The 23,961-nt window shown below is 48.5% G+C and carries 18 protein-coding genes; 6 read left to right on the forward strand and 12 right to left on the reverse strand.

Going from position 1 to position 23,961, the window contains the following annotated elements:
* Nucleotides 1–17 precede the first annotated feature (17 nt).
* Nucleotides 18–617 (reverse strand): TetR/AcrR family transcriptional regulator, encoded by a 600-nt coding sequence (locus TOLA_RS05300; protein ID WP_012729256.1) that lies wholly within the window; start codon nt 615–617, stop codon nt 18–20.
* A gap of 100 nt (nt 618–717) precedes the next feature.
* Here TOLA_RS05300 and TOLA_RS05305 point away from each other — a divergent pair, with 100 nt between their 5' ends.
* The 4 genes from TOLA_RS05305 (at nt 718) to rhaD (ending at nt 6,044) form a co-directional block, all read left to right on the forward strand.
* Nucleotides 718–2,169, forward strand: coding sequence for an efflux transporter outer membrane subunit (locus TOLA_RS05305; protein WP_012729257.1), 1,452 nt, complete (start codon nt 718–720; stop codon nt 2,167–2,169).
* A gap of 21 nt (nt 2,170–2,190) precedes the next feature.
* A complete protein-coding gene (locus tag TOLA_RS05310; protein WP_012729258.1) occupies nt 2,191–3,399 on the forward strand; it encodes an HlyD family secretion protein in 1,209 nt (402 codons plus the stop codon).
* A gap of 10 nt (nt 3,400–3,409) precedes the next feature.
* Complete coding sequence (locus tag TOLA_RS05315; RefSeq protein ID WP_012729259.1) at nt 3,410–4,948, forward strand: DHA2 family efflux MFS transporter permease subunit; 1,539 nt, start codon at nt 3,410–3,412, stop codon at nt 4,946–4,948.
* Nucleotides 4,949–5,216: 268 nt separating this feature from the next.
* Nucleotides 5,217–6,044, forward strand: a complete 828-nt coding sequence (gene rhaD / locus TOLA_RS05320) for a rhamnulose-1-phosphate aldolase (protein ID WP_012729260.1) — start codon at nt 5,217–5,219, stop codon at nt 6,042–6,044.
* 82 nt (nt 6,045–6,126) lie between these two features.
* On the opposite strand, the gene glgX is transcribed toward rhaD, so the two are convergent.
* From glgX to rhaB, 9 genes are all read right to left on the reverse strand, one after another.
* Entirely contained in the window at nt 6,127–8,199 is a 2,073-nt protein-coding gene (glgX, locus tag TOLA_RS05325; RefSeq protein WP_012729261.1) for a glycogen debranching protein GlgX, read from the reverse strand.
* Between the two features lie 140 nt (nt 8,200–8,339).
* Nucleotides 8,340–9,746 (reverse strand): PTS transporter subunit EIIC, encoded by a 1,407-nt coding sequence (locus TOLA_RS05330; RefSeq protein ID WP_012729262.1) that lies wholly within the window; start codon nt 9,744–9,746, stop codon nt 8,340–8,342.
* 66 nt (nt 9,747–9,812) lie between these two features.
* The gene (locus TOLA_RS05335; protein WP_012729263.1) at nt 9,813–11,393 is read right to left on the reverse strand and encodes an alpha-L-rhamnosidase-related protein; all 1,581 of its coding nucleotides are present in this window, start codon (nt 11,391–11,393) and stop codon (nt 9,813–9,815) included.
* A 64-nt stretch (nt 11,394–11,457) separates the two neighbouring features.
* Nucleotides 11,458–12,858 (reverse strand): glycoside-pentoside-hexuronide (GPH):cation symporter, encoded by a 1,401-nt coding sequence (locus TOLA_RS05340; protein ID WP_012729264.1) that lies wholly within the window; start codon nt 12,856–12,858, stop codon nt 11,458–11,460.
* A gap of 210 nt (nt 12,859–13,068) precedes the next feature.
* Nucleotides 13,069–13,902 (reverse strand): helix-turn-helix domain-containing protein, encoded by an 834-nt coding sequence (locus tag TOLA_RS05345; protein WP_012729265.1) that lies wholly within the window; start codon nt 13,900–13,902, stop codon nt 13,069–13,071.
* Nucleotides 13,903–14,115: 213 nt separating this feature from the next.
* Nucleotides 14,116–14,430 carry an L-rhamnose mutarotase gene (gene rhaM / locus TOLA_RS05350; RefSeq protein ID WP_012729266.1) on the reverse strand — a complete coding sequence of 105 codons (315 nt, stop codon included), beginning with the start codon at nt 14,428–14,430 and terminating at the stop codon, nt 14,116–14,118.
* A 15-nt stretch (nt 14,431–14,445) separates the two neighbouring features.
* Complete coding sequence (gene rhaT, locus TOLA_RS05355; protein ID WP_012729267.1) at nt 14,446–15,480, reverse strand: L-rhamnose/proton symporter RhaT; 1,035 nt, start codon at nt 15,478–15,480, stop codon at nt 14,446–14,448.
* A 212-nt stretch (nt 15,481–15,692) separates the two neighbouring features.
* Entirely contained in the window at nt 15,693–16,952 is a 1,260-nt protein-coding gene (locus tag TOLA_RS05360; RefSeq protein WP_012729268.1) for an L-rhamnose isomerase, read from the reverse strand.
* On the reverse strand, nt 16,949–18,439 hold the full coding sequence (gene rhaB / locus TOLA_RS05365; protein WP_012729269.1) for a rhamnulokinase: 1,491 nt from the start codon (nt 18,437–18,439) through the stop codon (nt 16,949–16,951). Before rhaB ends, TOLA_RS05360 begins: the two co-directional genes overlap by 4 nt.
* Nucleotides 18,440–18,739: 300 nt before the next feature.
* Here rhaB and TOLA_RS05370 point away from each other — a divergent pair, with 300 nt between their 5' ends.
* Nucleotides 18,740–19,567, forward strand: coding sequence for a helix-turn-helix domain-containing protein (locus TOLA_RS05370; protein ID WP_012729270.1), 828 nt, complete (start codon nt 18,740–18,742; stop codon nt 19,565–19,567).
* A 104-nt stretch (nt 19,568–19,671) separates the two neighbouring features.
* Nucleotides 19,672–20,823, forward strand: coding sequence for an iron-containing alcohol dehydrogenase (locus TOLA_RS05375; protein WP_012729271.1), 1,152 nt, complete (start codon nt 19,672–19,674; stop codon nt 20,821–20,823).
* A 210-nt stretch (nt 20,824–21,033) separates the two neighbouring features.
* On the opposite strand, the gene TOLA_RS16625 is transcribed toward TOLA_RS05375, so the two are convergent.
* Both TOLA_RS16625 and lon read right to left on the reverse strand, forming a co-directional pair.
* A complete protein-coding gene (locus TOLA_RS16625; protein WP_012729272.1) occupies nt 21,034–21,225 on the reverse strand; it encodes a hypothetical protein in 192 nt (63 codons plus the stop codon).
* Nucleotides 21,226–21,455: 230 nt separating this feature from the next.
* The gene (gene lon, locus TOLA_RS05380) at nt 21,456–23,846 is read right to left on the reverse strand and encodes an endopeptidase La (protein ID WP_012729273.1); all 2,391 of its coding nucleotides are present in this window, start codon (nt 23,844–23,846) and stop codon (nt 21,456–21,458) included.
* Nucleotides 23,847–23,961 lie beyond the last annotated feature (115 nt).

A 23,961-nucleotide genomic window follows, 5' to 3' on the forward strand; every position in this document is an offset into this window, starting at 1 on the left:
TTATGAGGTAAACATGGCTACGGCTGATAAGCCCGTAAAAAGACAGTTATTGCCCGTGACACAATGGCGATTAGCTGGCTTTCATCGGGTGGAGCGATGACGCCTAAGGCATACGGTTCAACCAATTCTGCTTCCAGTAACGCTTTCAGATGCATGGCGCAGATCCCGGCATCGCAGGTGCTCAGGTTGTGCTGATCGATTTGTTTCTGGAGATAATTACTTATCAACTCCCAGCCTTTTTTGGGGCCATTTTCATAAAAGTGACGGCCAATATCAGAGCGATCAGCTTCATTAAGGGCCATTTTACGGATGGCCATGATATCTGGCGCGAGAATAGAATGCAGGTAATGCATACCAAAATTAGTCAATGTGGTGCGGATGTCGTCGGAGTCTTCCAGGATTTTGAAGGCATTTGCAATTTTCTCTGTGGCAGAAGACTCCATCACAGCAGCAAAGATCTCTTCTTTGGAACTGAAATAGTTATATAGCGTTGCCTTTGACCCGCCAACCCGGCTGGCTATCTCTGACATGGACGTGTTTTCAAATCCTTGTCTGATAAAAGCATCTTTCGCAACCTCAATAATTGCCTGACGCCGAGCTTCACTTTTTACCCGCATACACATTTACCACTAATGAATTTCCCATTCAGTTTTACTTGACGAAAGACGTCTGTCAAGAGTATAACCGTACTGTACGGTATAGTTATGAGGTTTGAGAGTGAAAATACAACACGCTTCACGATTACTCAGTGTGGAAAGTTGGCGTCAGTTTTCTTTGCTACCCATCAGTGTTCTGGTGTTGAGTGCTTGTGCTCAGGCTCCGGATCAGAATTTAGCAGCACCTAAGCAGGCTGCTGCTTATGCATCCGCCAATTCATTTGACGTGGGCAATAAAGTCAGCTGGCCGGAAAACAAGTGGTGGCTGCGATACAACGATGCTCAGTTAAATGCGTTGGTTGATGAGGCGATTCATGATTCACCTTCCTTAAAAGCGGCGGCGGCCAGATTGAAAAGTGCAGAAGGTCTGGCACAACAAGCGGGCGCGAGTCGTTACATTCAGGCAGGCATGGCACTGTCGGCCTCTGAATCTAAGGTCAGTTATCAGTATCAGGCCTATGCGCCACCTAAGAACTGGAACGATTACGGTTCTGCCACGCTGAACTTCAGTTATGACTTCGATTTCTGGGGTAAAAACAAAGCAGCAGTCGCGGCGGCAACGTCTGACTTCGCTGCGGCACAGGCTGAAAGTGCCACTGCAAATTTAATGATCTCCACTTCGCTGGTTCAGAGCTATGCCGAACTGGCGCGCTTATATGCCAACCGTGATACCGCGGTCACTGCCTTAGATATTCGTAAGAAAACCGTTTCGCTGCTGCAACAGCGTTTCAGCAATGGGCTGGAAACGCAGGGTGCGGTTCGTCAGGCAGAAGCGTTACGTGCCAATGCGGAAGCTGAATTGCTGAGTATTGATGAATCCATCGCGTTACAAAAAAATGCGCTGGCGGCTTTGCTGGGGAAGGGGCCGGATCGCGGTCTGTCGATTGCACGGCCAGGGGTGAAACTTCAGCAGTCGTTTGGTTTACCTAAAGAAGCCGGTGTTGGTTTGCTGGGGCATCGTCCGGATGTGACGGCATCACGCTGGCGCGCTGAGTCTGCAGCAAAACGGATCGGGATCGCCAAAGCGCAGTTTTATCCTGATGTCAGTCTTTCCGCTTTTATTGGTTATCAGGCTTTTGGTCTGGATAACTTAACCAGATCAGGTAACGACGCCGGTAGTATCGGCCCAGCACTCTATTTACCACTCTTTACCGGTGGTCGTCTGCAAGGTCAGCTGACAACCGCTGAAGCCTCTTATGAAGAAGCGGTAGCGAATTACAACAACACGGTGACACAGGCTTTCCATGATGTTGCGGATGTGGTCACCAGCTCTAAAGCCTTGACCGCGCGTTTGCAGAAAACACAGGAAGCGGTCGATGCCGCACAGGATGCGTATCAGATCGCGAACAACCGTTATCGCGGTGGCTTAGCAACCTATCTGGATGTGCTCACTGCCGAAGATGCGTTGCTGGGCAGTCAGCGTGCGCTGGTGAATTTGCAGTCCCGTTCATTCTCACTTGATGTTGCTCTGGTCCACGCTCTTGGCGGTGGTTATCAGGCTCCCCGTTCTTGATTTCAATACAGGATTAGAAAAATGACTCAGATGAATTCAGATATAACCATTGACCAGTTTGATGATGAATTTGATGCGCCCCGGGCAGCAGCTTCCCGCAAGAAAGGCTTTATGGGCCTGGCGGCTGCCATAGTCATAGCGGGCGTTGGTTATGGTTCTTACTGGTATCTTGTCGCATCACGCTATGTCACTACCGATAACGCTTATACCGCAGTCGAACTGGCTGAAGTCACTCCGGCGGTTGGCGGTATTGTTAAAGCAGTGAATGTAGTAGACACCCAGCAGGTCAGGATGGGGGATGTGCTGGTTGTACTGGACGATACCGATGCCCGTCTGGCACTGGCGCAGGCTGAAGCGGATCTGGGGCTGGCGCGACGTCGTGTGCACAGCTATCTGGCCAATGATGAAGGTCTGGCCGCGCAGGTGAAGGCGCGTGAAGCGGATGAAAAACGGGCTCAGGCACAGCTGGCTGCGGCACAGGCCGATCTGGCGCGGGCGCAGGTTGATATGCAACGCCGTCAGGCATTACTGGCTTCTGGTTCGGTTTCCGGTGAGGAGCTGACTAATGCTAAAAATGCACTGGCTCAGGCGGAAGCGAATCTGACTTCGGCAAAAGCAGCCGCAGCACAAAGCGTGGCAAACCGTATGTCTACCATTGGCTCGAAGAAGGCGAATGCAGCATTAACAGTTGATTCTACAGTGGAAACCAACCCTGAAGTGTTACTGGCAAAAGCGCGTTATGAACAGGCAAAAGTCGATCTGGAACGTACCGTTATCAAAGCACCGGTGGATGGCACTATTGCCAAACGTCAGGTACAGGTTGGTCGTCGTGTACAGATTGGCGCACCGTTGCTGAGTGTTGTGCCGACCCAGAATATTCACGTGGATGCCAACTTCAAAGAAGTCGAATTACGTGATGTAAAAATCGGCCAGCCGGTTGAAGTTACCGCCGATATTTATGGCGACAAAGTGGTTTATCGCGGCGTGGTAAGCGGTTTGTCGGGCGGTACCGGCTCTGCGTTTTCGATGATTCCGGCTCAGAATGCCACCGGTAACTGGATCAAGGTGGTTCAGCGTCTGCCGGTGCGTATTACGCTGGATGCAAATGAGATGAAACATCGTCCTCTGCAGGTTGGTCTGTCCATGGAAGCAACGATTGATACTTCGGCTCCGGTGATTCATGAAGCGGTTGCGGAACATGCATCGTATTCTGCTGATCGTCAGGGTTAGGCGGTGAATGATGAGTAGTTCATCATTAAATAATTTTCCGCAGCCTCTTTCCGGCGGAAAACTGGTACTGGGAACAATTTGTCTGGCAATGGCTAACTTTCTGGCCATTCTTGATACGACCATTGCGAACGTATCGGTTTCTAATATTGCCGGAAGTCTGGGTACCTCGACCAGTCAGGGGACGTATGTCATTACCTCGTATGCGGTTGCGGAAGCGATTTCTGTACCGCTTACGGGCTGGCTGGCCTCACGGTTTGGGGCGATACGGGTATTTATTACCTGCCTGATCCTGTTTGGTGTTTTTTCGGCACTGTGTGGTATGGCAACAAGCATGAATATGCTGGTGTTGTTCCGCGTATTTCTGGGATTTGCCGGTGGCCCGTTGATGCCGTTATCGCAGACGCTGATGATCCGTATTTTCCCGAAAGAGAAAAGCCATGCTGCTATCGGTATCTGGAGCATGACCACGCTGGTGGCACCGATCATGGGGCCGATCCTTGGCGGCGTATTATGTGACCAGTTAAGCTGGCCGTATATCTTCTTTGTGAAAACGCCATTTGCGATCATTGCGGGCTTAATGTGCTGGAAGTTACTGCAGCAATTTGAAACCAAAACAGCCAAATCCCGTATCGATGTTGTTGGACTCGGGTTGCTGGTTGTCTGGGTTGCCGCTTTACAGCTTATGTTGGATGAAGGCAAAGATCTTGACTGGTTTGAGTCAAACCATATTGTGATTTTAGGTATTGTGGCCCTGATAGGTTTTGTCGCTTTCCTCATATGGGAACTGACAGCGCGTAATCCGGTGGTTGATCTGAAGGTGTTCCGTCACCGGGGGTACACGACCAGTATGCTGACGCTATCGCTGGGATTTGGTGCCTTCTTCGGTATTACCGTACTGACGCCGCTCTGGCTGCAAATCTACATGGGATATACCGCGACGATTGCTGGTTATTCCACCGCAATGATGGGGGTGCTGGCTATCTTCCTCGCTCCGGCGATTGCGAATCTGGCAACCAAAGTTGATCCAAGACCGCTGGTATTTATCGGTGTGCTCTGGCTGGGTATCTGGACCTTGTATCGCAGTAGCGCCAACATGGACATGACCTTCTGGCAGGTTAGTCTGCCGATGTTATTTCAGGGGATCGGGATGCCGTTGTTCTTTGTGCCGCTAACGGCCATCGCATTAGGATGTGTGTCGGATCGGGAGATGGATTCTGCTGCCGGGCTGATGAACTTCATCCGTACGCTGTCCGGTGCATTTGCAACTTCGATGGTGAATACCTCGTGGGAAAATCAGACGAGGTATGTCAAAGCTGAGCTGGTTGGTCTGACTGATCAATCCGGTGCGGCAGCCGGGGCAATGGCGAATGCCGGAATGGGTGAGGAACAAACCAGAGGCATTATGGATTGGATGCTGCAGGGGCAGAGCGTTATGGTCGCGACCAACCAGATCTTTATGGTAATAGCCGTTATTTTTGCGGTGGCGGCCTTTGTGATCTGGCTGGCACCAAGGCCAACCCGGGCAGTCGATCCGTCTGCGGTACATTAATTTTTCGTCTCATTCGTTTTCCTTGTTGGTGATGGTTTTCCGGCTTCATTCTGAAGCCGGTTTTTTCTTTTCTGCGATTTAATTTCCGTCCGTTTTCTTCCTGAATGCCTTCCTTGGAAATACTGCCATCTGCTGTCGATTTTTGGCCAATAGCTGAAGGTGAATGATCTGCCGCACCGCTAGACTGATTTCATATCCGGAACTGGAATTGACGGACGTAGTTTTGTGAATTCCGGGAAATAAATCAGACACTATGTTGAGGTAGCAGATGAGTAAGGTAGAACTGAATGCCGCCGTTATGGCAGAAATAGAGAAAGTAACCGAAGTTGCTACCTATTTGTGGCAACGGGAATGGGCTGAGCGCAATGGCGGAAATATCTCGGTTGATGTAACGGAAATATTTGGTGAAGTTCCTGCATCAATGGAAGGGTTTCCTCACTGTCCATTAAGCATGGTCGGTGGCAAGGCCGCTTTCCCTGCAGACAGCGCGGGCCATATTTTCTTTGTTAAAGGCACTGGTGAACGTATCCGTGAATTACGTGATCCGGAACTGGCGGGTTGTGTTTTACGTATCGATGATCATGCTGCCGGTTACCACATTCTGTGGGGCGGTCGTGGCAAAGCAGATTACAAACCGACCAGCGAATTTATCTCTCACGTAGAGATCGTGATGGATAAACAACGCGCGGGTTCAAACCACCGTTGTGTGGTGCATACTCATCCGCTGGAACTGATTGCGCTGTCTCATCATCCGAAATATGCCCATGATGAAACCGCCTACACCAATGCTTGCTGGAAAATGCTGCCGGAAGTGCGCGCGTTTGTACCAAAAGGTATCGGTATGGTGCCGTATTGCATGCCAGGCAGCAAAGTTATGGCTGACAGCACGACCGCCAAACTGCGTCAGTTTGATGTCGCGATCTGGGAAAAACACGGTGCAGTCGCTACCGGTTCTGATGCACTGGAAGCGTATGACTTTGTCGATGTAGCCAATAAAGGTGCGAAATTACACCTGATGTGTCTGGCCAGTGGTTTTGAGCCGGAAGGGGTGAGCGACAAGGATATGCAGGAACTGAAAGAGACGTTTAATCTGTAATCGTTTTTCTTACCTTGTTTATCTGTCACAAAAGCCATGATTTTTCATGGCTTTTGTTTGTGTGGTTTTACTGTGAATTGGTTTATTGCGAATGGTTCTGGCAGATCAGTACTACAACCGATCTCGATGCGGTTTTATATTCAGATGAAAGGATTTCTGCATAGTCACACCCTAACGGGGTTATGTCCGCGGGAGGTAATAGCCCGGTATCGCAGACCCGTTTCCAGTGTCCGTGGGGCGAATGTGCGGGCGGAGGTAACGTCACCGTAAGTGGTTCCCACCAGGCGTTAAAGAAAGCGTAAACATCGACATCATGGGTCGGATCATAAGCAGATAAACCCAATACATGTGAATTTTCACTCCAGTCTGGCTGAAAGGGTTGAACGCCATGCCAATCTATCGTCGCATTCTCAAGCGCTTGTTCCAGAGAAAAAAATGACCGGGGTTCTTCTTTTAATACCGCCCGATATCGCAACAGCTCGGTGACAAACCGCAGCATTTCCCGGCCATACAACTCCGGCTGCCAGTTTAACCAGCTGATTGGATTATCCTGACAATACACATTGTTATTCCCTCTTTGCGTTCGCAATGTTTCATCACCCATCTGAATCATGGGGGTTCCGACAGACATCAGATTGATCACAAAGAAATTTTTAGCCTGACGTAAGCGCAGCGCATTGATTTTAGCATCGCCGGTCGGCCCTTCCACGCCGTGGTTCCAGCTGTAATTATCATTGCTGCCATCACGGTTATCCTCGCCATTGGCCTCGTTATGCTTCCGGTTGTAACTGACCAGATCCCACAACGTGAAGCCATCATGACAGGCGATGAAATTGAGACTTTTATACGGATCAGAATATTCAGGATGATAGATATCCGGGCTGCCAATCAGACGGGTAGCAAAGGCGGAAACCATGCCGTTGTCGCCTTTGATGAAGCGGCGTACGTCATCCCGGAACCGGCCATTCCATTCGCGCCAGCGATCGCCCACCATCCGTCCGACTAAATATAACCCGCCGGCATCCCACGCTTCGGCAAACAACTTGGTATCAGCCAGCGAGTAGTCACCATCAATCGTGCGGATTGTGGGCGGATCATTCATGGGCTGACCATAACCATCGCGGGATAAAATCGCGGCCAGATCAAACCGGAAACCATCGACATGCATCTCTTCCCGCCAGAAACGCAGGCTATCCGTGATCATTTTTTTGGTCATCGGATGTGAGGCATCCAGTGTATTACCGCAGCCTGAATAATTGGTGCTGTGATAATTTTCATCCAGCGTATAAAACGCGTCGTTGTCTAACCCGCGGAAACATAAAACCGGGCCATCATCTCCGCCTTCAGCCGTATGGTTGTATACGACATCCAGAATGACCTCGATATTCGCTTTGTGCAGTGCTTTGACCATGTCCCGGAATTCATCCAGTACCCCCAGATGAGAACCGACGCTCGCATATTCTGCATGGGGCGCAAAAAAGCCTATCGGGCTGTATCCCCAATAGTTACTTTTGCCGGGTCTGGCATCCTGCGGGTCAAACTGAAATATCGGCAATAACTCAACGGCGGTAATACCTAATTCCTGCAGATAAGGGATTTTTTCGATCACGCCGGCATAGGTGCCACGCAAATAATCGGGTAAACCGGATGACGGATCTTGAGTGAATCCGCGCACATGCATTTCATAAATCACGGAGCGGGAAAGCGGGTGCCGGGGATAATGGTCGTCTTCCCAGTCATAGTGTCGCAGATCGGTGACCACATTTTTCGCGCAACAATGAAGATTGCTGCCGCTTTTAGCAGATAACTGGCGATCATAATTTTCCGATAAAACAATGCGCCTTCCGTAAGGATCAAGCAGCGCTTTTTCCGGATCAAAATGAGTACCGGGTCGGTTTGAGAGTGCCTCTTTTACTCGCCATGCGTATAACTGGCCGGCATTTACGCCACTCACATGGACATGCCAGTAATAGCCGGAGTGATATTCCTGTTCCTTCAGCAGGATCACCTCAGGATGTTCATCTTTTTCGGAGCTGAACAGTAACAACTCCATGGACTTGGCCAGCCGTCCCCAGATGGCGAAGTTGGTGCCATGGCCTTCAGGTGTTGCACCTAATTGACGACAGTGTCCGGCAGAGAGTTTTCTGGTTGTCATTTTTCTCTCAGAGCAAAGTGACTCTGATAGAAAGTATAGAAGAGGCGCTAGTCAGGCTTGTTTCATTTCTTAATAAAAAACCAGATGGAAAACAACATACCATCTGGTTTCATCAAAATGGTGAGCGACAAATAATAAGGTTATGCCATCAACAACCCCATTTGGGTTTTCAACCGATCCGATTTGGTACCAAAAATAGCCTGCACGCCGGCTCCGGCTATCACCACACCGTTTGCTCCAAGCTGCTTGAGTCTTTCCTTATCGACTAACTGCGGATCTTTGACAGTAATTCGTAAACGGGTAATACAGGCATTCAGATGCACAATATTGTCTTGCCCGCCAAATGCACTAATGAGCTGTGGTGCGAGTTCGTCTTCATTGATTTCCGGTTTGGTTGCCGCAGATGTTTCACTTCGGCCCGGTGTTTTCAGATCTAATGCGACGATCAGCACACGGAATACGCTGAAATAAATCAGGCTATAGAGAATACCGACTACCGGAATCAGCCCGGCTCGTGTGGATTGCGGGAACAGCACCAGATAATCAAATAAGCCTTGCGAAAATGAGGTCGAATGGTGGACACCTAATAATTCCATCACGACATAACCACTTCCGGCCAGCAGTGCGTGCACTGCATAGAGAATGGGCGCGGCAAACAAAAAGGCAAACTCGATAGGCTCAGTAATGCCGGATACAAACGCAGTTACCGCGGCAATTCCCATCGCAGCGCCAACGCGTTTTCGTTGTTGCGGTGCTGCCGTTCGCCAGATCGCGATGGCAGCGCCCGGTAAACCGAACATCTTGAACAGATAACCACCGGCCAGATGCCCGGCGGTTGGGTCGCCAGCCATATAACGGGCGATTTCACCGTGTACAGTAATGCCATCGGCGGTTGTGAATTCGCCAAGTTGCATCATGAACGGTGCGTTCCAGATATGGTGCAAGCCGAAGGGAATGAGTGCCCGTTCGACCAGTCCGTAGACACCAAATGCGATAGCCGAATGATCGTAAATCAGCTGTTCAGTAATGGCTTTGGTCAGATGTTGTAACGCTGGCCAGACAAAGCTGAACATCAGTGCTGCCACGACAGTGACAAACCCGGTTGCTACCGGCACAAAGCGTTTACCGGCAAAAAAGCCGAGATATTCGGGCAGGCTAAAATCTTTAAAGGCGTTAAACATCCACGCGGTAATGAAACCACTGAACAGGCCACAAAGAATGCCAGGATGCGGTGTAGCTGCATTCAACGAACCGAGAGAAATAAACAGCTCGGTGGTTTGTGAGAACAGAAAATAACTGAAAATACCGCAAATAATACCGATCGGGTCATTGTGGGTATATTCCATGGCAATGCCGACGGATACAAACAATGGGATCAGCGACAAAATGAGTTCGGCGGAATGAGTTAATACCGCCAATTGCTGCAGTGGAAACCACGTTACTGATAAATGGCTGATAAACATCAGCAGCGCGGCAAATGGCATCGCGCACAGAGGAACGACCAACGATTTACCAAATCGCTGTAAATGAGGGAATAATGTTTTCATACGTCTAAGCCTGAATCCATAGCCAAAAAAGAGCCATTACTCCGGTGAATAATGGCTCAGAGGGGATTAATACATTTTGTATTTGCGGATGAAGTAAGTCGGGGTGCAGCTCCACGCGTGGCAGTAGCTGTTAATCAAACTGTTGCCATACGGTGAGAAATTTTTGTTTTTCGGATCATAGGCTTCCCAGAAGGTATCGGCGCCATCTTCGATCATTTCTCCCCAGTACTCTTTCATCACTTGTCGTGCGACATCACGCTCGTCCACCATGATGAGTGCGTCGATTAAATGGTGATACATATAGGGCGTCACCGGGCCGATGGCGGGGCGTTCGGTTAACAACATATCGATGAGCTGGCTTGATTTTTCGATGTCGAACACCTCAGCCAGGACCATCCAGACCTGACTGGCCCATGACACCTGACGTTCCGCGCCACTGACAAAGAATTGCTGTTTCTCGTCCCACAGATATTCCACCGCGGCTTTTTTCATCTGTTTGATTTTGTTGTCGAGGAAAGCGGCCCGTTTTTCATCATCGACCGCACGGGCTAATCCCAACGCCCGTTTCATGGCATAAATCAGAATGGCATGCGCGGCGGCCTGTTTATTCAGATCTTTATGCCAGTCAATAAAGGCCCACCAAGCCCCGCTGGTGTCATCCATCACCAGATGATTTTCATTAACCCGTTCCAGCGCCAGTTCGATCTGACGATAGGCGGTTGGCCATAATTCCTTGGCTGTTTCCAGATCTTCCGTGGCCACAAAATAGTCGTAGAGAGTGACTGGAAAAAACGAGGAGTAATCGAACAGATAGGTGTCGTCAGGAATGAGATTGGGTGCGACAAACACGTTGGAGGAGACCTGCCCGTTTTCATCTGTCACGGCGGCGAACAGATATAAACAGCGTTTGACCAGATCGTAATTTTTGAAGGTTTCATAGTTCGCCAAGGCTTGCAGCCGCAGATCACCTAACCATAAACGGCGATCGCGTTTCGGGCCATCTTCAAAAATATCCTGCATACAATCTTGCAAGGTTTTGATGCTGATACGATCCATTTCTGCCAGCAGTGGATCAGCCGTCGTGATTGGGCTGAGTTTTCTAGTGTCAGCAGAGGTCACGGTTTCGCAGTAAATTTCATCAAACGCGACGGCGTATTTCGGCGAGGCATCTAACACTTCAATTTTCAGATAACGGAAGCTGTAACGACGTGGCATCTGTAAGACATGCGGCAGCACATCGATGTGCATGGTTTCCTGCTGCAACCAGGAACTGCTGACCCAGCCGTCATAGGTGGCAAAATCTTCACCCATCTCAATCGGCATTTCGCCGAAGGTTAAACGCAGATGCAGCGGCGCATCTGGCGGGCTGCCGACCGGACGAATCTTCATCACCAGATAACCCACCTGATGATCACCAAAATCCACAATCAGCGATTCGCCTTTGCCATAGGCTTTATCATCCAGACTGTCGATATCAGCAACTTTTTTGCACTTCCAGCCATGCACGGCATTCGGATCAGTTTGAACGGTCACTAAACCTGTCGGTTCTTCTTTTTTTACGATGAGTTTTTTCTTCAGACCTTCAGCCTTCATGACAAAAGCATGATTGGTCATATAAAAATGATTTTCTTTCTTTTGAATTTCCATGTGAAAACCTATCGATATCAATTCAAATTTAAAATAAAGGGGGAGGCCAGGCCTCCCCGTTTTATCAGGCTAAAGACTCAGATACTGGTGCTGGCGTTGCAGCAGACTCAGCTGCTCTTTTCTTAGCCGCCGCGGCGTTGCGTTGATCTAATTCAGCGCGAATTTGAGGGAAGATATAATCAAGTTTGTACATGGTTTTCATGATGAACATGGACAGTATGATCAAGCCAATCGGAATGATGAAGTAGCACATTTTGATAGCTTCTAACGCTTCAGGCGTCTGTTGCTGATCAGGCACATAACCACCTGCTGACAGCAGATAACCTGCGGCGGCACCAGCACCGGCGAAGGCGATTTTGCCGATGAAGCCGTTGACTGCGGATAGCAGACCAGCAGCATTGATACCGGATTTCCATTCACCAAAGTCAATCGGATCAGCTTGCATAGAGAAGTAGATACTTGTACGCAGTCCCATGCCCAGACCCAGAATAATGGCTCCGCTAATCAGGCCGACAGTGCTGTTTCCTACCAGCAACATCATGACAGTGCCGCCCAGAACAATGGTACTTGCAAGCATGAATACATTGATTTTCTTCATGCGTTTGGAAAAGAACGGTGTCGACAAGGTACCAATCATCGGAACAAAGGCACCGATACCGGCAATAACACTGACGAGTTCAGGTCTGGCCAGGTTATAGGTTACGTAGTAAATCAGTGCGCCACCCTGGAAGAACACCGCACCCCACATAACAACAATATTCAGTGCAAACACAAACCATGGTGTGTTGCCTTGCAGCGCTTTAAATGCGGTCAGGAAACCAATTTTTTCCTGCTGGACAAGCACTTTTTCTTCTACGTTTTTGAAGGTGAACAGGAACAGTAATGTAGCAACTACAGCCCAGATAGACATGGTCAAGAAATAGCCATGTGCTTTGTCACCACCACCCAGCTTATCAATCATTGGCATAGCCACAACGCTGATCGCTGTCGCACCAAGGAAGGAGAAAACCATGCGGGTTGTAGCCAGTACGGTGCGTTCATGCGCATCACTGGTTAACGCAGGCAAGATAGAGGCGAGTGGAATATTAACCACGGTATAAAGTAATGAAAGGCCCAGATAAGTGGTATATGCCCAGATCAACTTACCGGTTGGTCCGAAATCAGGAACATAGAAAGTTAATACGGCAAAAATGCCGAATGGTATGGCTCCCCAAAGGAAGTAAGGACGTGATTTACCCCATTTGGTATTGGTGTTGTCGATCAGTATCCCCATCAGAACGTCAGCGACGCCATCCACTAAACGAGTAACCAGGAACATTATCCCAACGTATGTTGCTGGTAATCCCATTACGTCGGTGTAAAAAAACATCAGGTATAGCGTGATCATCTGCCATACCAGGTTACATGCAGTATCGGCTACACCATACCCGATACGCTGTTTCCAGAGACCTGTTGTTGCTGTCATAGATATTCCTTTGATTAGATTTTTGCAGTCCTCAGAATGACTCCTGACTGAACTGACCTGATGGTTCAGTTGGTGTAAATAATAGGAGGAATATATTCATCAGACTTTCGTCTCTATGCCATGGTCATGGCCTGACTGGCGTTTTCAGGGAGATCGGAAAGCAGCAGATCACAAATATGAAAACAGACTCATTTTTGAATATTATGTTGGTTATGCCGAATGAGAATAATTGGTTCGTTCGGTGCTCGGCGTGATACCAAATACGCTTTTATAGGCAGTGGCAAAATGGTTGCTGTTTGAAAACCCGCAATCAAAAGCAATATTGGTAATGGATATATCCGTTTCTCTGATCTTTTTCCGGGCGGAAATTAAACGCAGTCGTTTCAGGTAATTATCCGGCGTCATTCCTGTCTTTTCTTTTAAATGACGAAATAGTGTTCTTAACGGAACCCCGAATTGTTCAGACAAGTCGTGCCAGTTAATATCTGAAAAGCAATCAGTCTGAACGTATTTCAATATCTTGTTGATTTTATGTTCGGTATTGTCACTGTCGGTGTGTTTATATTCAAGAATCAGTGTGATCAGCTGCAGAAACAGAGCTTCCTGTTCCAGTTTGTTTCCACCGGCATCATGATTTTTGCTTTTATGATCAAACAGATGTCTGGCTATCTCTGTTGCTTTCGACAACCCGGCAGAGTCAAGCCAGGCATACTCATCCAGCGAATCGGACGTGAGTTTGCGTAATAAAGGCTCGATGTTTTTTATGAAAAAGAAATCAGCATCCGGATTAATCAGGATATTGATGAGTTTGAGTGTGCCCAGTTCGTCGTAAAAATGATATTCATTGTTTTTAACGTAGAAGACATCACCTGTTTTTATAAAAAGAGGTTGTCCGTTAATAACATGCAGACCATGCCCGCTTTTTACGATCACAAGCTCATCAAACTCATGACAATGTTCTTTATTATTGTCTTCCGGATCACTTGAATAAATAGCGAGCTTATCAGTGATGGCATGGAAATAAGTTTGTGTCTCTAAGCGCATAGTACAACCTGCTCTATTTGTTTAGGCGGGATTGTAAAGCAGAATCAGATATACGTTGTATATTTGCGTACGGTTTTGTGATCAGGCGCATTGACAGGTTAGTGTTTCTGCCAGATTAAAAAAACAGTGGCAGTATCAAAATAGCGTATATAAACAAACAGCGTATTATATAAACCATCTTGTAACTGCCACTATCAGGGATAAGCTGAAAAACTATGCCAGATAAAACACCGATGTTAATTCGAGACTAACCGGGCTGTTATCCGGATTGGACGGCATAATATCTTTCATATATGCCCACCATTCCTTGCAGATTTCAGTGTCTGCGACCGCATTCCAGCGCTCTTCGCTCTCGATTTCAACATAAGCAAATAACTGACTTGTTTCCGGATTCAGGAAAATATTGTAGTTATGCGCTCCGTGTTTTTTCAGTGTGTCTGCCAGCTCAGGCCAGATCTCGTCATGACGGCGTTTGTATTCGGCATGGGCTTCCGGTTTCACTGACATTAAAAATGCTTTACGGATCATGAGTCGCTCCTTTTATCAGGCGTTTGCCATACCCAGGCCAACCAGGTTAGCTGCACCAACGATAACCAGCATACCAATACACAGAATGCGCACCGGACGGGAACCAACACCTTTCCATTCAGCCAGCAGCAGACCGACAACACCACCGCACAGTACATAACCACTCATATGCAGCATCCAGTTTGCAAAAGACAGATGCTCAGGAATGCTGGCTTCGCCCCATGCATAGAAGAAGAACTGCAGATACCACATGATACCGCCCAGTGCTGCCAATGAACCATTGATCAACAGGCCAGTCATCGGTTGTGATAAGTCATTCCGAATTGACAGATCTGGTTTTATGGCCAGACGGATAAAGCAGTAGCTTAAGTTAACCAGCGCACCGCCACCCATGATAATGCCGTAGCTTGGCAACATGGCATACAGTGGATTAATACCCAGAGCCAGAGAGGCGTCTTTAATCGGTGTGGCCGCTTCCAGACCAAAGGCAAAACCGGCTGAGAAAATGCCGCACATTACTGCGAGGAACAGACCCTTTTTCAGGTTAAATTCTTGCGCTGTGGTGCCTAAGGCAATTTCTTTCTGATGTCCGGCATAGGTCACAATCGCGATGCCAGCCAGTGCGACTAAAATACCGCCCATGGTGATCTGGCCGCTGGTGGTAGTGATCAGTGTACCGAATGTGCCGTTAATGATTGGTGGCATCAGCGTGCCTACGACTAGCGTAACCCCGATGGCAATACCAATCCCCAGCGACATACCGAGATAACGCATGGTCAGACCGTAGTTAACGTTACCGACCCCCCACATGGCACCGAACAGAAACATGCCCCAGAAGGCTTTGCTATCGACCACGCTATAAAATGAGGCAAAGTCATCAATCAGAAATGAGGTGACGACCCAGGGTAATAAGATCCAGGAGAACAGACCCGCGAATGCCCAGGTGGTTTCCCATGACCAGCTTTTTACTTTACTGATCGGCGCATAGAAAGAGGCGGCGGATGCGGCACCGACAATATGCCAACCGATACCAGAGATAATTGCAGACATAATTATATTTCCTTCGTGTGTGCTGTTTTATTTACCTCGTGATCGTGTTGTTGTATCACGAGGTTTCCTTTACTGCGGCGAACTAATCCATCGCGGGTGAAGTTACTGTGACCTCATACCGCAGAGTGTCAGTAATGAGTCCGCACCTTCCGGAAAAACCATCAGCCGAACTGTTGATTCTTCCCACAAGCTGCGGCTCACCACTGCCTGAATTATTTCCGGGTTGCTAATACTTCGGTTTCATAGTTTTTAACGGTTGCCAGCCAGTCAGCACCGACAGCAACACCATTGCGGGCACAAACGTAATCCCACACGGCCTGCCATGGCATGCTCTTGGTTTCTTCCATCAGTGCCAGACGGCTGGAGAAATCCCATTTCGCTTCGGCATCACGCAGTGCCTGAGTTGGTTCCAGCAGGGCACGCAGCAGCGCTTTTTTCATGTTGCGGGTACCGATCACCCAGGCTGCAATGCGGTTGATGGAGGCATCAAAGAAGTCCAGACCGATATGCACGCGATCCAGCAGGTCATTGCGGATGATTTCAGTCGCAATAGCCTGAGTTTCGTCATCCAGCAGCACCACGTGGTCGCTGTCCCAGCGAACCGGACGGCTTACGTGCAGCAGCAGGTGTTTGACATACAGAGAAGCCGCAGAGATCTTGTCGCTGATCACTTCAGTCGGGTGGAAGTGACCGGCATCCAGACACAACGCCACGTTACGTGATGCGGCGTAGCCCATGTAGAACTCGTTAGAACCGACGGTGTAGGATTCCGCGCCGATACCGAACAGTTTGCTTTCTACGGCATCAATGTGATGCGCTTCGTCGAATTTCTCGCTGATCACTTCATCCAGTGCGGCCAGCAGACGTTGGCGCGGAGCCAGACGATCAGCAGGCAAATCTTTCATGCCATCCGGGATCCAGATGTTCATGACAGAAGCAGTACCCAGTTCTTTACCGAAGTAAGCAGAGATGCGACGGCTGGCTTTGCAGTGGTCGATCCAGAACTGACGGATTTTGGCATCCGGATGTGACAGCGTCAGACCGTCAGCACTCAGCGGATGAGAGAAGCAGCTTGGGTTAAAATCCAGGCCGATGTTCATTTTTTTCGCCCATTTCACCCAGTTGGCAAAGTGCTCAGGCTGGATTTGATCACGCGCTACCGGCTGTTCAGATTCCAGATAGATCGCATGCAGGTTCAGACGTTTGGCGCCTGGGATCAGCGTCATGGCCAGTTCCAGATCCTGACGTAATTCCTGCGCATTACGCGCTTTGCCCGGGTAGTTACCGGTCGCCTGAATGCCACCGGTCAGTGCACCAGCACTTGCTTCAAAACCAGTAACATCATCACCCTGCCAGCAATGCATGGAGACCGGGATGTTATCCAGCGCAGCAATCGCTGCATCGACATCAACACCTTGTGCGGCATATTGTTGTTTCGCCAGAGCGTAGGCAGTTTCAATATTTGGGTTCATGCTACTTCCTTTGTTTTTTCAGATTGTGGTGATGTTTTTTTAGCGCAGAGCTTTAAAAAACGTTGCCAGTGAACTTCGAGTTGTGGGACGGATTCCGGTGTCAGGTGCTCACCGATAAAGTTGTGTTTGATAATGGCCCGCACGGCTTTTAAATCCGGCAGCACGTTCAGACCTTTCAGTTGGTAGCCGATATTGCCCAGCGCAGACGCTTCGGTCGGACCGGTGACAATTTCACGCTGACAGATATCGGCGCACAGACGGTTGAGCAGCTGGTTTTTAGAGCCACCACCGACGATATGGATAGTTTCAACCGGACGACCGGTAACCTCTTCCAGCTCATCAATCACGACGCGGTAATACAGCGCCAGACTGTCGAGAATGCAGCGGGCCAGTTCGCTGGGCAGAGTAGGGCAGCCCTGTCTGGTTTCTTCGCAATAAGCCTGTATCTCTTTTTGCATTGAAGGCGGATTCAGGAAGCGCTCATCATTCGGATTGATCAGAAACTGGAATGCCGGCGCGTCTTCAGCCAGCGAGGTCAGATCCGCAAAACTCAGATTGCTCAGTTCTTTCTGTAAGCCTTGTAGCAGCCACAGACCCATCACGTTTTTCAGGATGCGGTAAGTGTGTTCCACACCACCTTCATTGGTCAGGTTGGCGGTCAGTGCTTCAACAGAAGTGACCGGGTAATGGCTTTCCATACCAACCAGTGACCAGGTGCCGGAGCTGATATAAGCCGACTTGGAACTGTTCAGCGGTGTAGCAACAATGGCTGAACCCGTGTCATGCGTTGCTGGTGGAATAACTTTTACGGCATGGCCGGACGGGCTGATCCATTCACCGATCACGGTGCCGGGCTGAGTAATCGGTTGCAGCCAGTTCGCTGCGACGCCGATGACTTTTTCTAATTCAGGATCCCAGTCGCAGTTTTTGGCATTCAGAAGCTGGCTGGTGCTGGCGTTGGTATATTCACAACTGAATTTACCGCACAGGCGATAATGTAAATAATCCGGGATCAGCAGTAATTTATCGACTTTCGGTAACCAGGTTGGGTTTTCATTTAAAATAGCTTTAACCTGATACAGGGTATTGAATTTCTGAAATTGAATACCGGTTCTTTTATAAATATCAGTACGGCTTATTTCCCGCATAACCTGTTCAGGAACATTATCAGTACGGCTGTCACGGTAAGCGACAGGTAAACCCAGCATCTTTCCTTGTTTATCTAACAGAACAAAGTCAACACCCCAGGAATCAATTCCGATAGAATCTAACTTAATACCTTCTTCATCGATCTTATTCAGACCAAATTGAATGTTTTCAAAAATTGATTCAATATCCCAGCAATCATGGCCTTCTTTTTTAGTCATGCTGTTTGGGAAGCGGTGAACTTCTTTTAATTTCACCAGACGGGAGCTTTCATTATATTTGGCTAGCATGACGCGGCCACTTGAAGCTCCCAAATCAATAGCTGCAACATTTATTGACATTGTGCTGACTCCGTAAATTTCGATGTTGCAACTTTAGAGTTACGGATGTCGATTAACCTTTTTTCCTATGCCAAAAATTATTAATTCATGGCATAAAAACCAAGAAACCCTGTTTGATGCATGGAATTGTGATAGAGCTCATATTTATTGTTTGAGAGCAGATTGAACCTGTTTTAAAGAACTTAATTCTTTTAGTGAAAACGATCACAGCATTATCTCTGATTTGTTGACATTGGGCACTGGTACGACCAATTTAGCGCCACCATCAGATAGCTGATGTTTGTGTGTCCCGGAGCCATCATGTATAAGCTGAATCACGCCGAGTTTTTTGACAATAACAAGGTAATCAATGTATTGCCCAGATTGCCTCAGGAGCCATTTCCTGAGCATTGTCATGATTTTCATGAGCTTGTACTGGTGAAATCAGGGTGTGGTATTCATGTCTGTGATGGCCGGGCTATTCACGTGAGTCGTGGCAGTGTTATTTATCTGAAAGATGAAGATGTGCACTGCTTTGATCATATGGATAATTTATGTCTGACGAACGTATTATTTATGCCGGATGAGTTTCATTCATCACCGCATTTAACATCATTACTGACTGAAAGTTGTCGTTCTGATTCAGGACAAATGATGGTTTGTCCGCAAATTCAGCAACAGGCTGAGTTATTGCTTACACAGATCCACGATGAAAATGATCGGCAGGATGCTTATTCTTCATTAATGGTGGAGACTTTATTTTCCCAGTTAGCTGTTCTTTTATGGCGTGACCGTCAGCTAAATAAAAAATATCGTTCGGAAGAGCAGGATAATCTGATAAATCTGATTAACTATATCAATGAAAACTATCAGAATGAACTTAACTGGTCTGAACTCTCTGATAGTTTTAATATTCCCCTGCGTACTCTTAATCGTAAGTTGCAGGAACATACCGGATTAACGCCGAATAATTATCTGGGACGGGTCCGGTTATGTCATGCTTCTTATTTACTAAGTCATTCACAAGATGCTGTGACGGATATCGCATTTTCATGCGGATTTAACGATAGTAATTATTTTTCGTCTAAATTCCATCAGGCTTTTAATGTGACGCCGATGCAATATCGTAAACGTTATAGAAATTCTTGAGAAAAATGCCAGTATTTATATTTTATTGGCAGATTAATTAAGGTTTCCTCTCATATAGACAACTAGCATGGCCCTATTAATCACATGGATATAGGATACATGCTATGGCCTTTGCACTTTGTTTACCTCAAATCAGTCTGTCTGGTGAAAACGCGCTGGTTGATTTGGTCGCTCATTTACTGAATAAATCAATTCGTCGCCCGTTAATCGTGACTGAACAGGCGCTGTTAAAAATCGGTCTGCTGGACGGATTTATCAGCTCATTACGCGATGCCGGATTTTCACCGGTGATCTTTGATGGTGTATTAGCCAACCCGACGGATAAAGTTGCCGAAGCGGCATTCAGTGCGTTTCAGACCAGCAAATGTGACTCACTGATTGGTTTTGGTGGTGGCAGTGCGATGGATACCGCCAAAGCGGTACGTGCTATGGCAGCAAACCCGGACAAATCAATCTACTCCTTTGAAGGTATTGGTAAAGTAGGCAAGGTCGGGCCATTTATGGTTTGTGTCAGCACCACCTCTGGTACTGCGGCCGAAGTAACCAGCAACGCTGTAATTACCGACACCAACCGCAAAGTCAAAATGGTAATCATCGACAGCGCGCTGATCCCGGATATTGCTGTGAACGATCCATCCCTGATGGTTGGTCTGCCTGCAGCTGTCACTGCTGCAACAGGTATGGATGCCCTGACACATGCGATTGAAGCGTATGTCTCTGTTGGCGCGCATACCCTGACCGATCACTCTGCACTGGCTGCCATCAAGGTAATTGCTGAATATCTGCCGCAGGCAGTGGCGAACGGTAAAGATCTGAAAGCCCGTGAAATGATGGCCCATGGTCAGTTCCTGGCCGGTATGGCGTTTAACAGTGCCGGATTGGGTTATGTGCATTCACTGGCTCATCAGCCTGGCGCAACACACAATCTGCCGCATGGCGTCTGTAATGCGATCATGTTGCCTGTAGTCTGTGAATTTAACCTGCCGGTTAAAGAAGCGCGTTTTGCGGATGTTGCTGCCGCGATGGGTGTTGATACCCGCAATATGACGACTCAAGCGGCAGCTACCGCAGCAATTAATGCTATCCGCTCTTTGTCAGAACAAGTTGGTATTCCGGCTGGCCTGAGTGCACTGGGTATTAAACAATCTGATTTGGCGGGCTGGGTTGAAGCTGCGCAGGCAGACCCATGTTCAGGCTGTGCACCACGCAAAGCATCAAACGAAGAGTTACTGGCGTTGTATCAGGCGGCATTCTGATATTTGTTCTTGTTGGAGAGCGTTTCCCCATCATGAGCTGAATACCCCCAAGCTGATACTGAGGTAGCCGTACCTGATTATTTGTATAAATTGATGGGAACCAGACAGTCATTTGCTGTCTGGTTTTTTATTTTGCGGATACAGATTACAGAGATAAAAAAGCCCGCAGAGTACATGCTGCGGGCGGGACAAATTTTGTAATTCCGGCTCTTAGATTTCAGGTAAGTTTTCACGCCAGCCGTGAAACTCACTGATGGCATTAGATACCATCTGTTCTTCCCGGATGCCAAACGGATAACCGTTTTGCACGCACATCTTTTTAGTTTCCTGGTAGGGTGAGTTATAGCCCTCGAGGGTTTCGAATACGTGGGATCTGATCCGGGTATAGTCAACTCTTTGCATGGCATAGCTCCTTTGCAGTATGTACCGTTTAGTTAGACAGTACTTACTAGTGGAAAGTTCAAAAAACAAACAGAAAAAACAAGCTCCTGAAGCAGACACTGCCGTTAACAATACAGAGAATGGGGCAGCAGAAGGGAAATGATTGTCTATTTTGTGAGCTAAGCCGCAAGGAATATATTCTGATTTCAGGGGGGAAAGGCAGTGCTCTGATGAACACTGCCTGATGGTTATTACAGCGATGGGAACAGCAATTTTGCGATATCGCGGAAGTGGCTGGCAAAGTGGAAATTCACGCCTTCTTTGACATATTCAGGCAGTTCATCCACATCCCCCCGGTTTGCTTCCGGCACAATGATCTGGTGAATACCAAGACGTTTAGCCGCAATGACCTTTTCCCGTACCCCACCGATGGCCAGGACATGGCCGGTCAGTGTCAGTTCACCGGTCATGGCAAACCCTTTCAGTGGTGCCCGGTTTAATGCCAGCGAGAGCAGGGCACTGGCCATGGTAACCCCCGCACTCGGGCCGTCTTTTGGTGTAGCCCCTTCAGGCACATGCAGATGGACTGCAGCCTTATCATAAAACTCTGCTCTGGCATTTAATTCGTGCAGATGACTGCTGACGAAGCTGTATGCCAGTTCGGCAGACTCTTTCATGACATCACCCAGCTGACCAGTCAGTTTAAAACTGCGGCCCTGCTGGTGTATTACACTGGCTTCTATGGGCAGTGTTGCGCCACCCAGTGATGTCCAGGCAAGCCCGGTGACAATACCCACGCCACTGAGGTTTTTCTCTTTCCGGAATTGCGGGCTGCCCAGATAATGCTCCAGACTGCTGGCCTTGACGGAAATATTTTTATCGCCCTCATTGAGCAGTTCGACCACCGATTTACGCACAATTTTGGCCAGCTGTTTTTCCAGATTACGCACGCCAGCTTCGCGGGCATAGCCTTCAATGATGGTGCGGATGGCGCCGTCGGTGATCTTCAGTTTGTCTTTGGGCACACCGGCCCGCTCCAGCTGTCTTGGCCAGAGATGGTGGCGGGCAATCGCCATTTTTTCATCGGCCAGATAACCGGATAACCGGATCGTATCCATACGGTCTAATAACGGTGCCGGAATGGAATCCAGCGTATTCGCCGTACAGATAAACAGGCATTTGGAGAGATCGAGCCGCAGGTCGAGATAATGATCCAGAAAGTTAATGTTTTGCTCCGGATCGAGCGTTTCCAGCAGAGCGGAAGCGGGGTCCCCCTGATGGCTGATACCGAGTTTGTCGATTTCATCCAGCATGATCACCGGATTCATCACCTGACACTCTTTCAGTGCCTGCACTATTTTGCCGGGCATTGCCCCGATGTAGGTACGGCGATGGCCTTTGATTTCGGCTTCATCGCGCATCCCGCCAACACTGAAGCGGAAGAAGGGGAGATCCAGACTATTTGCGATGGAACGACCAATAGATGTTTTCCCGACACCCGGAGGGCCGACCAGCAGCATAATGGCGCCGCTGATCGCTTTTTTATAAGCACCGACAGCCAGAAACTCAATGATCCTGTCTTTTACATCATCCAGACCATCATGGTCTTTATCCAGAATTTTGCGCGCTCTTTTCAGATCGATACTTTGCTGTTTTTCGACCCCCCACGGCACCTGACTGATCCAGTCCAAATAGTTCCGGGTGACCGCATATTCCGGTGATCCGGTTTCCAGAATGCGCAGTTTTTTTAATTCTTCATTAAAGCGTCCCTGCACAATCTCCGGTACTTTCTTGTCTTTCATCCGGGCCTGAAAACTGTCGACTTCCGCCGTCTTATCATCCTTTTCCATTCCCAGTTCTTTCTGGATCACTTTCAGCTGTTCATGCAGGAAGAACTCACGCTGCCGTTCACTGATTGTCTTATTGACCTCTTCGCGGATCTTCGTTTGCAGCTTGGCAACCTCAATCTCTTTTTTCAGGATCGCCAGTGACTTTTTCATGCGCGGGATCAGTCCGGAAGTATCCAGCACTTCCTGCAGCTCTTCCGGGCTGGCAGAGGTGATCGCCGCCGCCAGATCAGCGAGCGGGGAAGGATCATTCGGGCTGAAACGGTTCATATATTGTTTCAGCTCTTCGCTGTACAGCGGATTGATAGGAAGCAGTTCTTTCAGTGCACCGATCAATGCCATGGCATACGCCTTGAGCTCGGTGTCAGACTCTTCCTTATCGTTTTCCATATATTTTACTTCGACCAGATAGGGCGGTTTGTCGGTCAGCCAGCTTACGATCTCCACCCGCTGCACCCCTTCGGCGACAAACTGGATCTCTCCTTCGCCGCTGCTGGCCTGCAGGATCCGCACCGCACAGCCGGTTTTCGGTACTATGCCTTTCAGAGGGATGGCGTCACTGATGTCATCCGCGATACGGAACAGCGCGACCATTTTATGGGTTGTTCTGGCAACCCGTTCAATGGTTTTTCCCCAGGGATTAGCCTGGATTTGCACGGGCAAAATCTGTGCGGGGAGGAATGGTCTGCCCTGGATCGGGATGATATGAAGCTGAGCCGGCCTCTCCTGACCGGCCAGAATCAGCCCGGTTTTTGCGTTTTCTTCAAAGGTTGAATTTTCTTGCTCATTGCTCATATCACGCACCTGCTTCGGGAAATGATAAATTCAAAATGGGGCCGGGAATGAGGTATTCAAGATAAGCATAGTCAAAAACTGTAACCCCGATACGGAGTTAGCCCAGAGTGTGACG

The sequence above is a fragment of the Tolumonas auensis DSM 9187 genome, assembly GCF_000023065.1.
In the GTDB taxonomy this organism is placed as follows: domain Bacteria; phylum Pseudomonadota; class Gammaproteobacteria; order Enterobacterales; family Aeromonadaceae; genus Tolumonas; species Tolumonas auensis.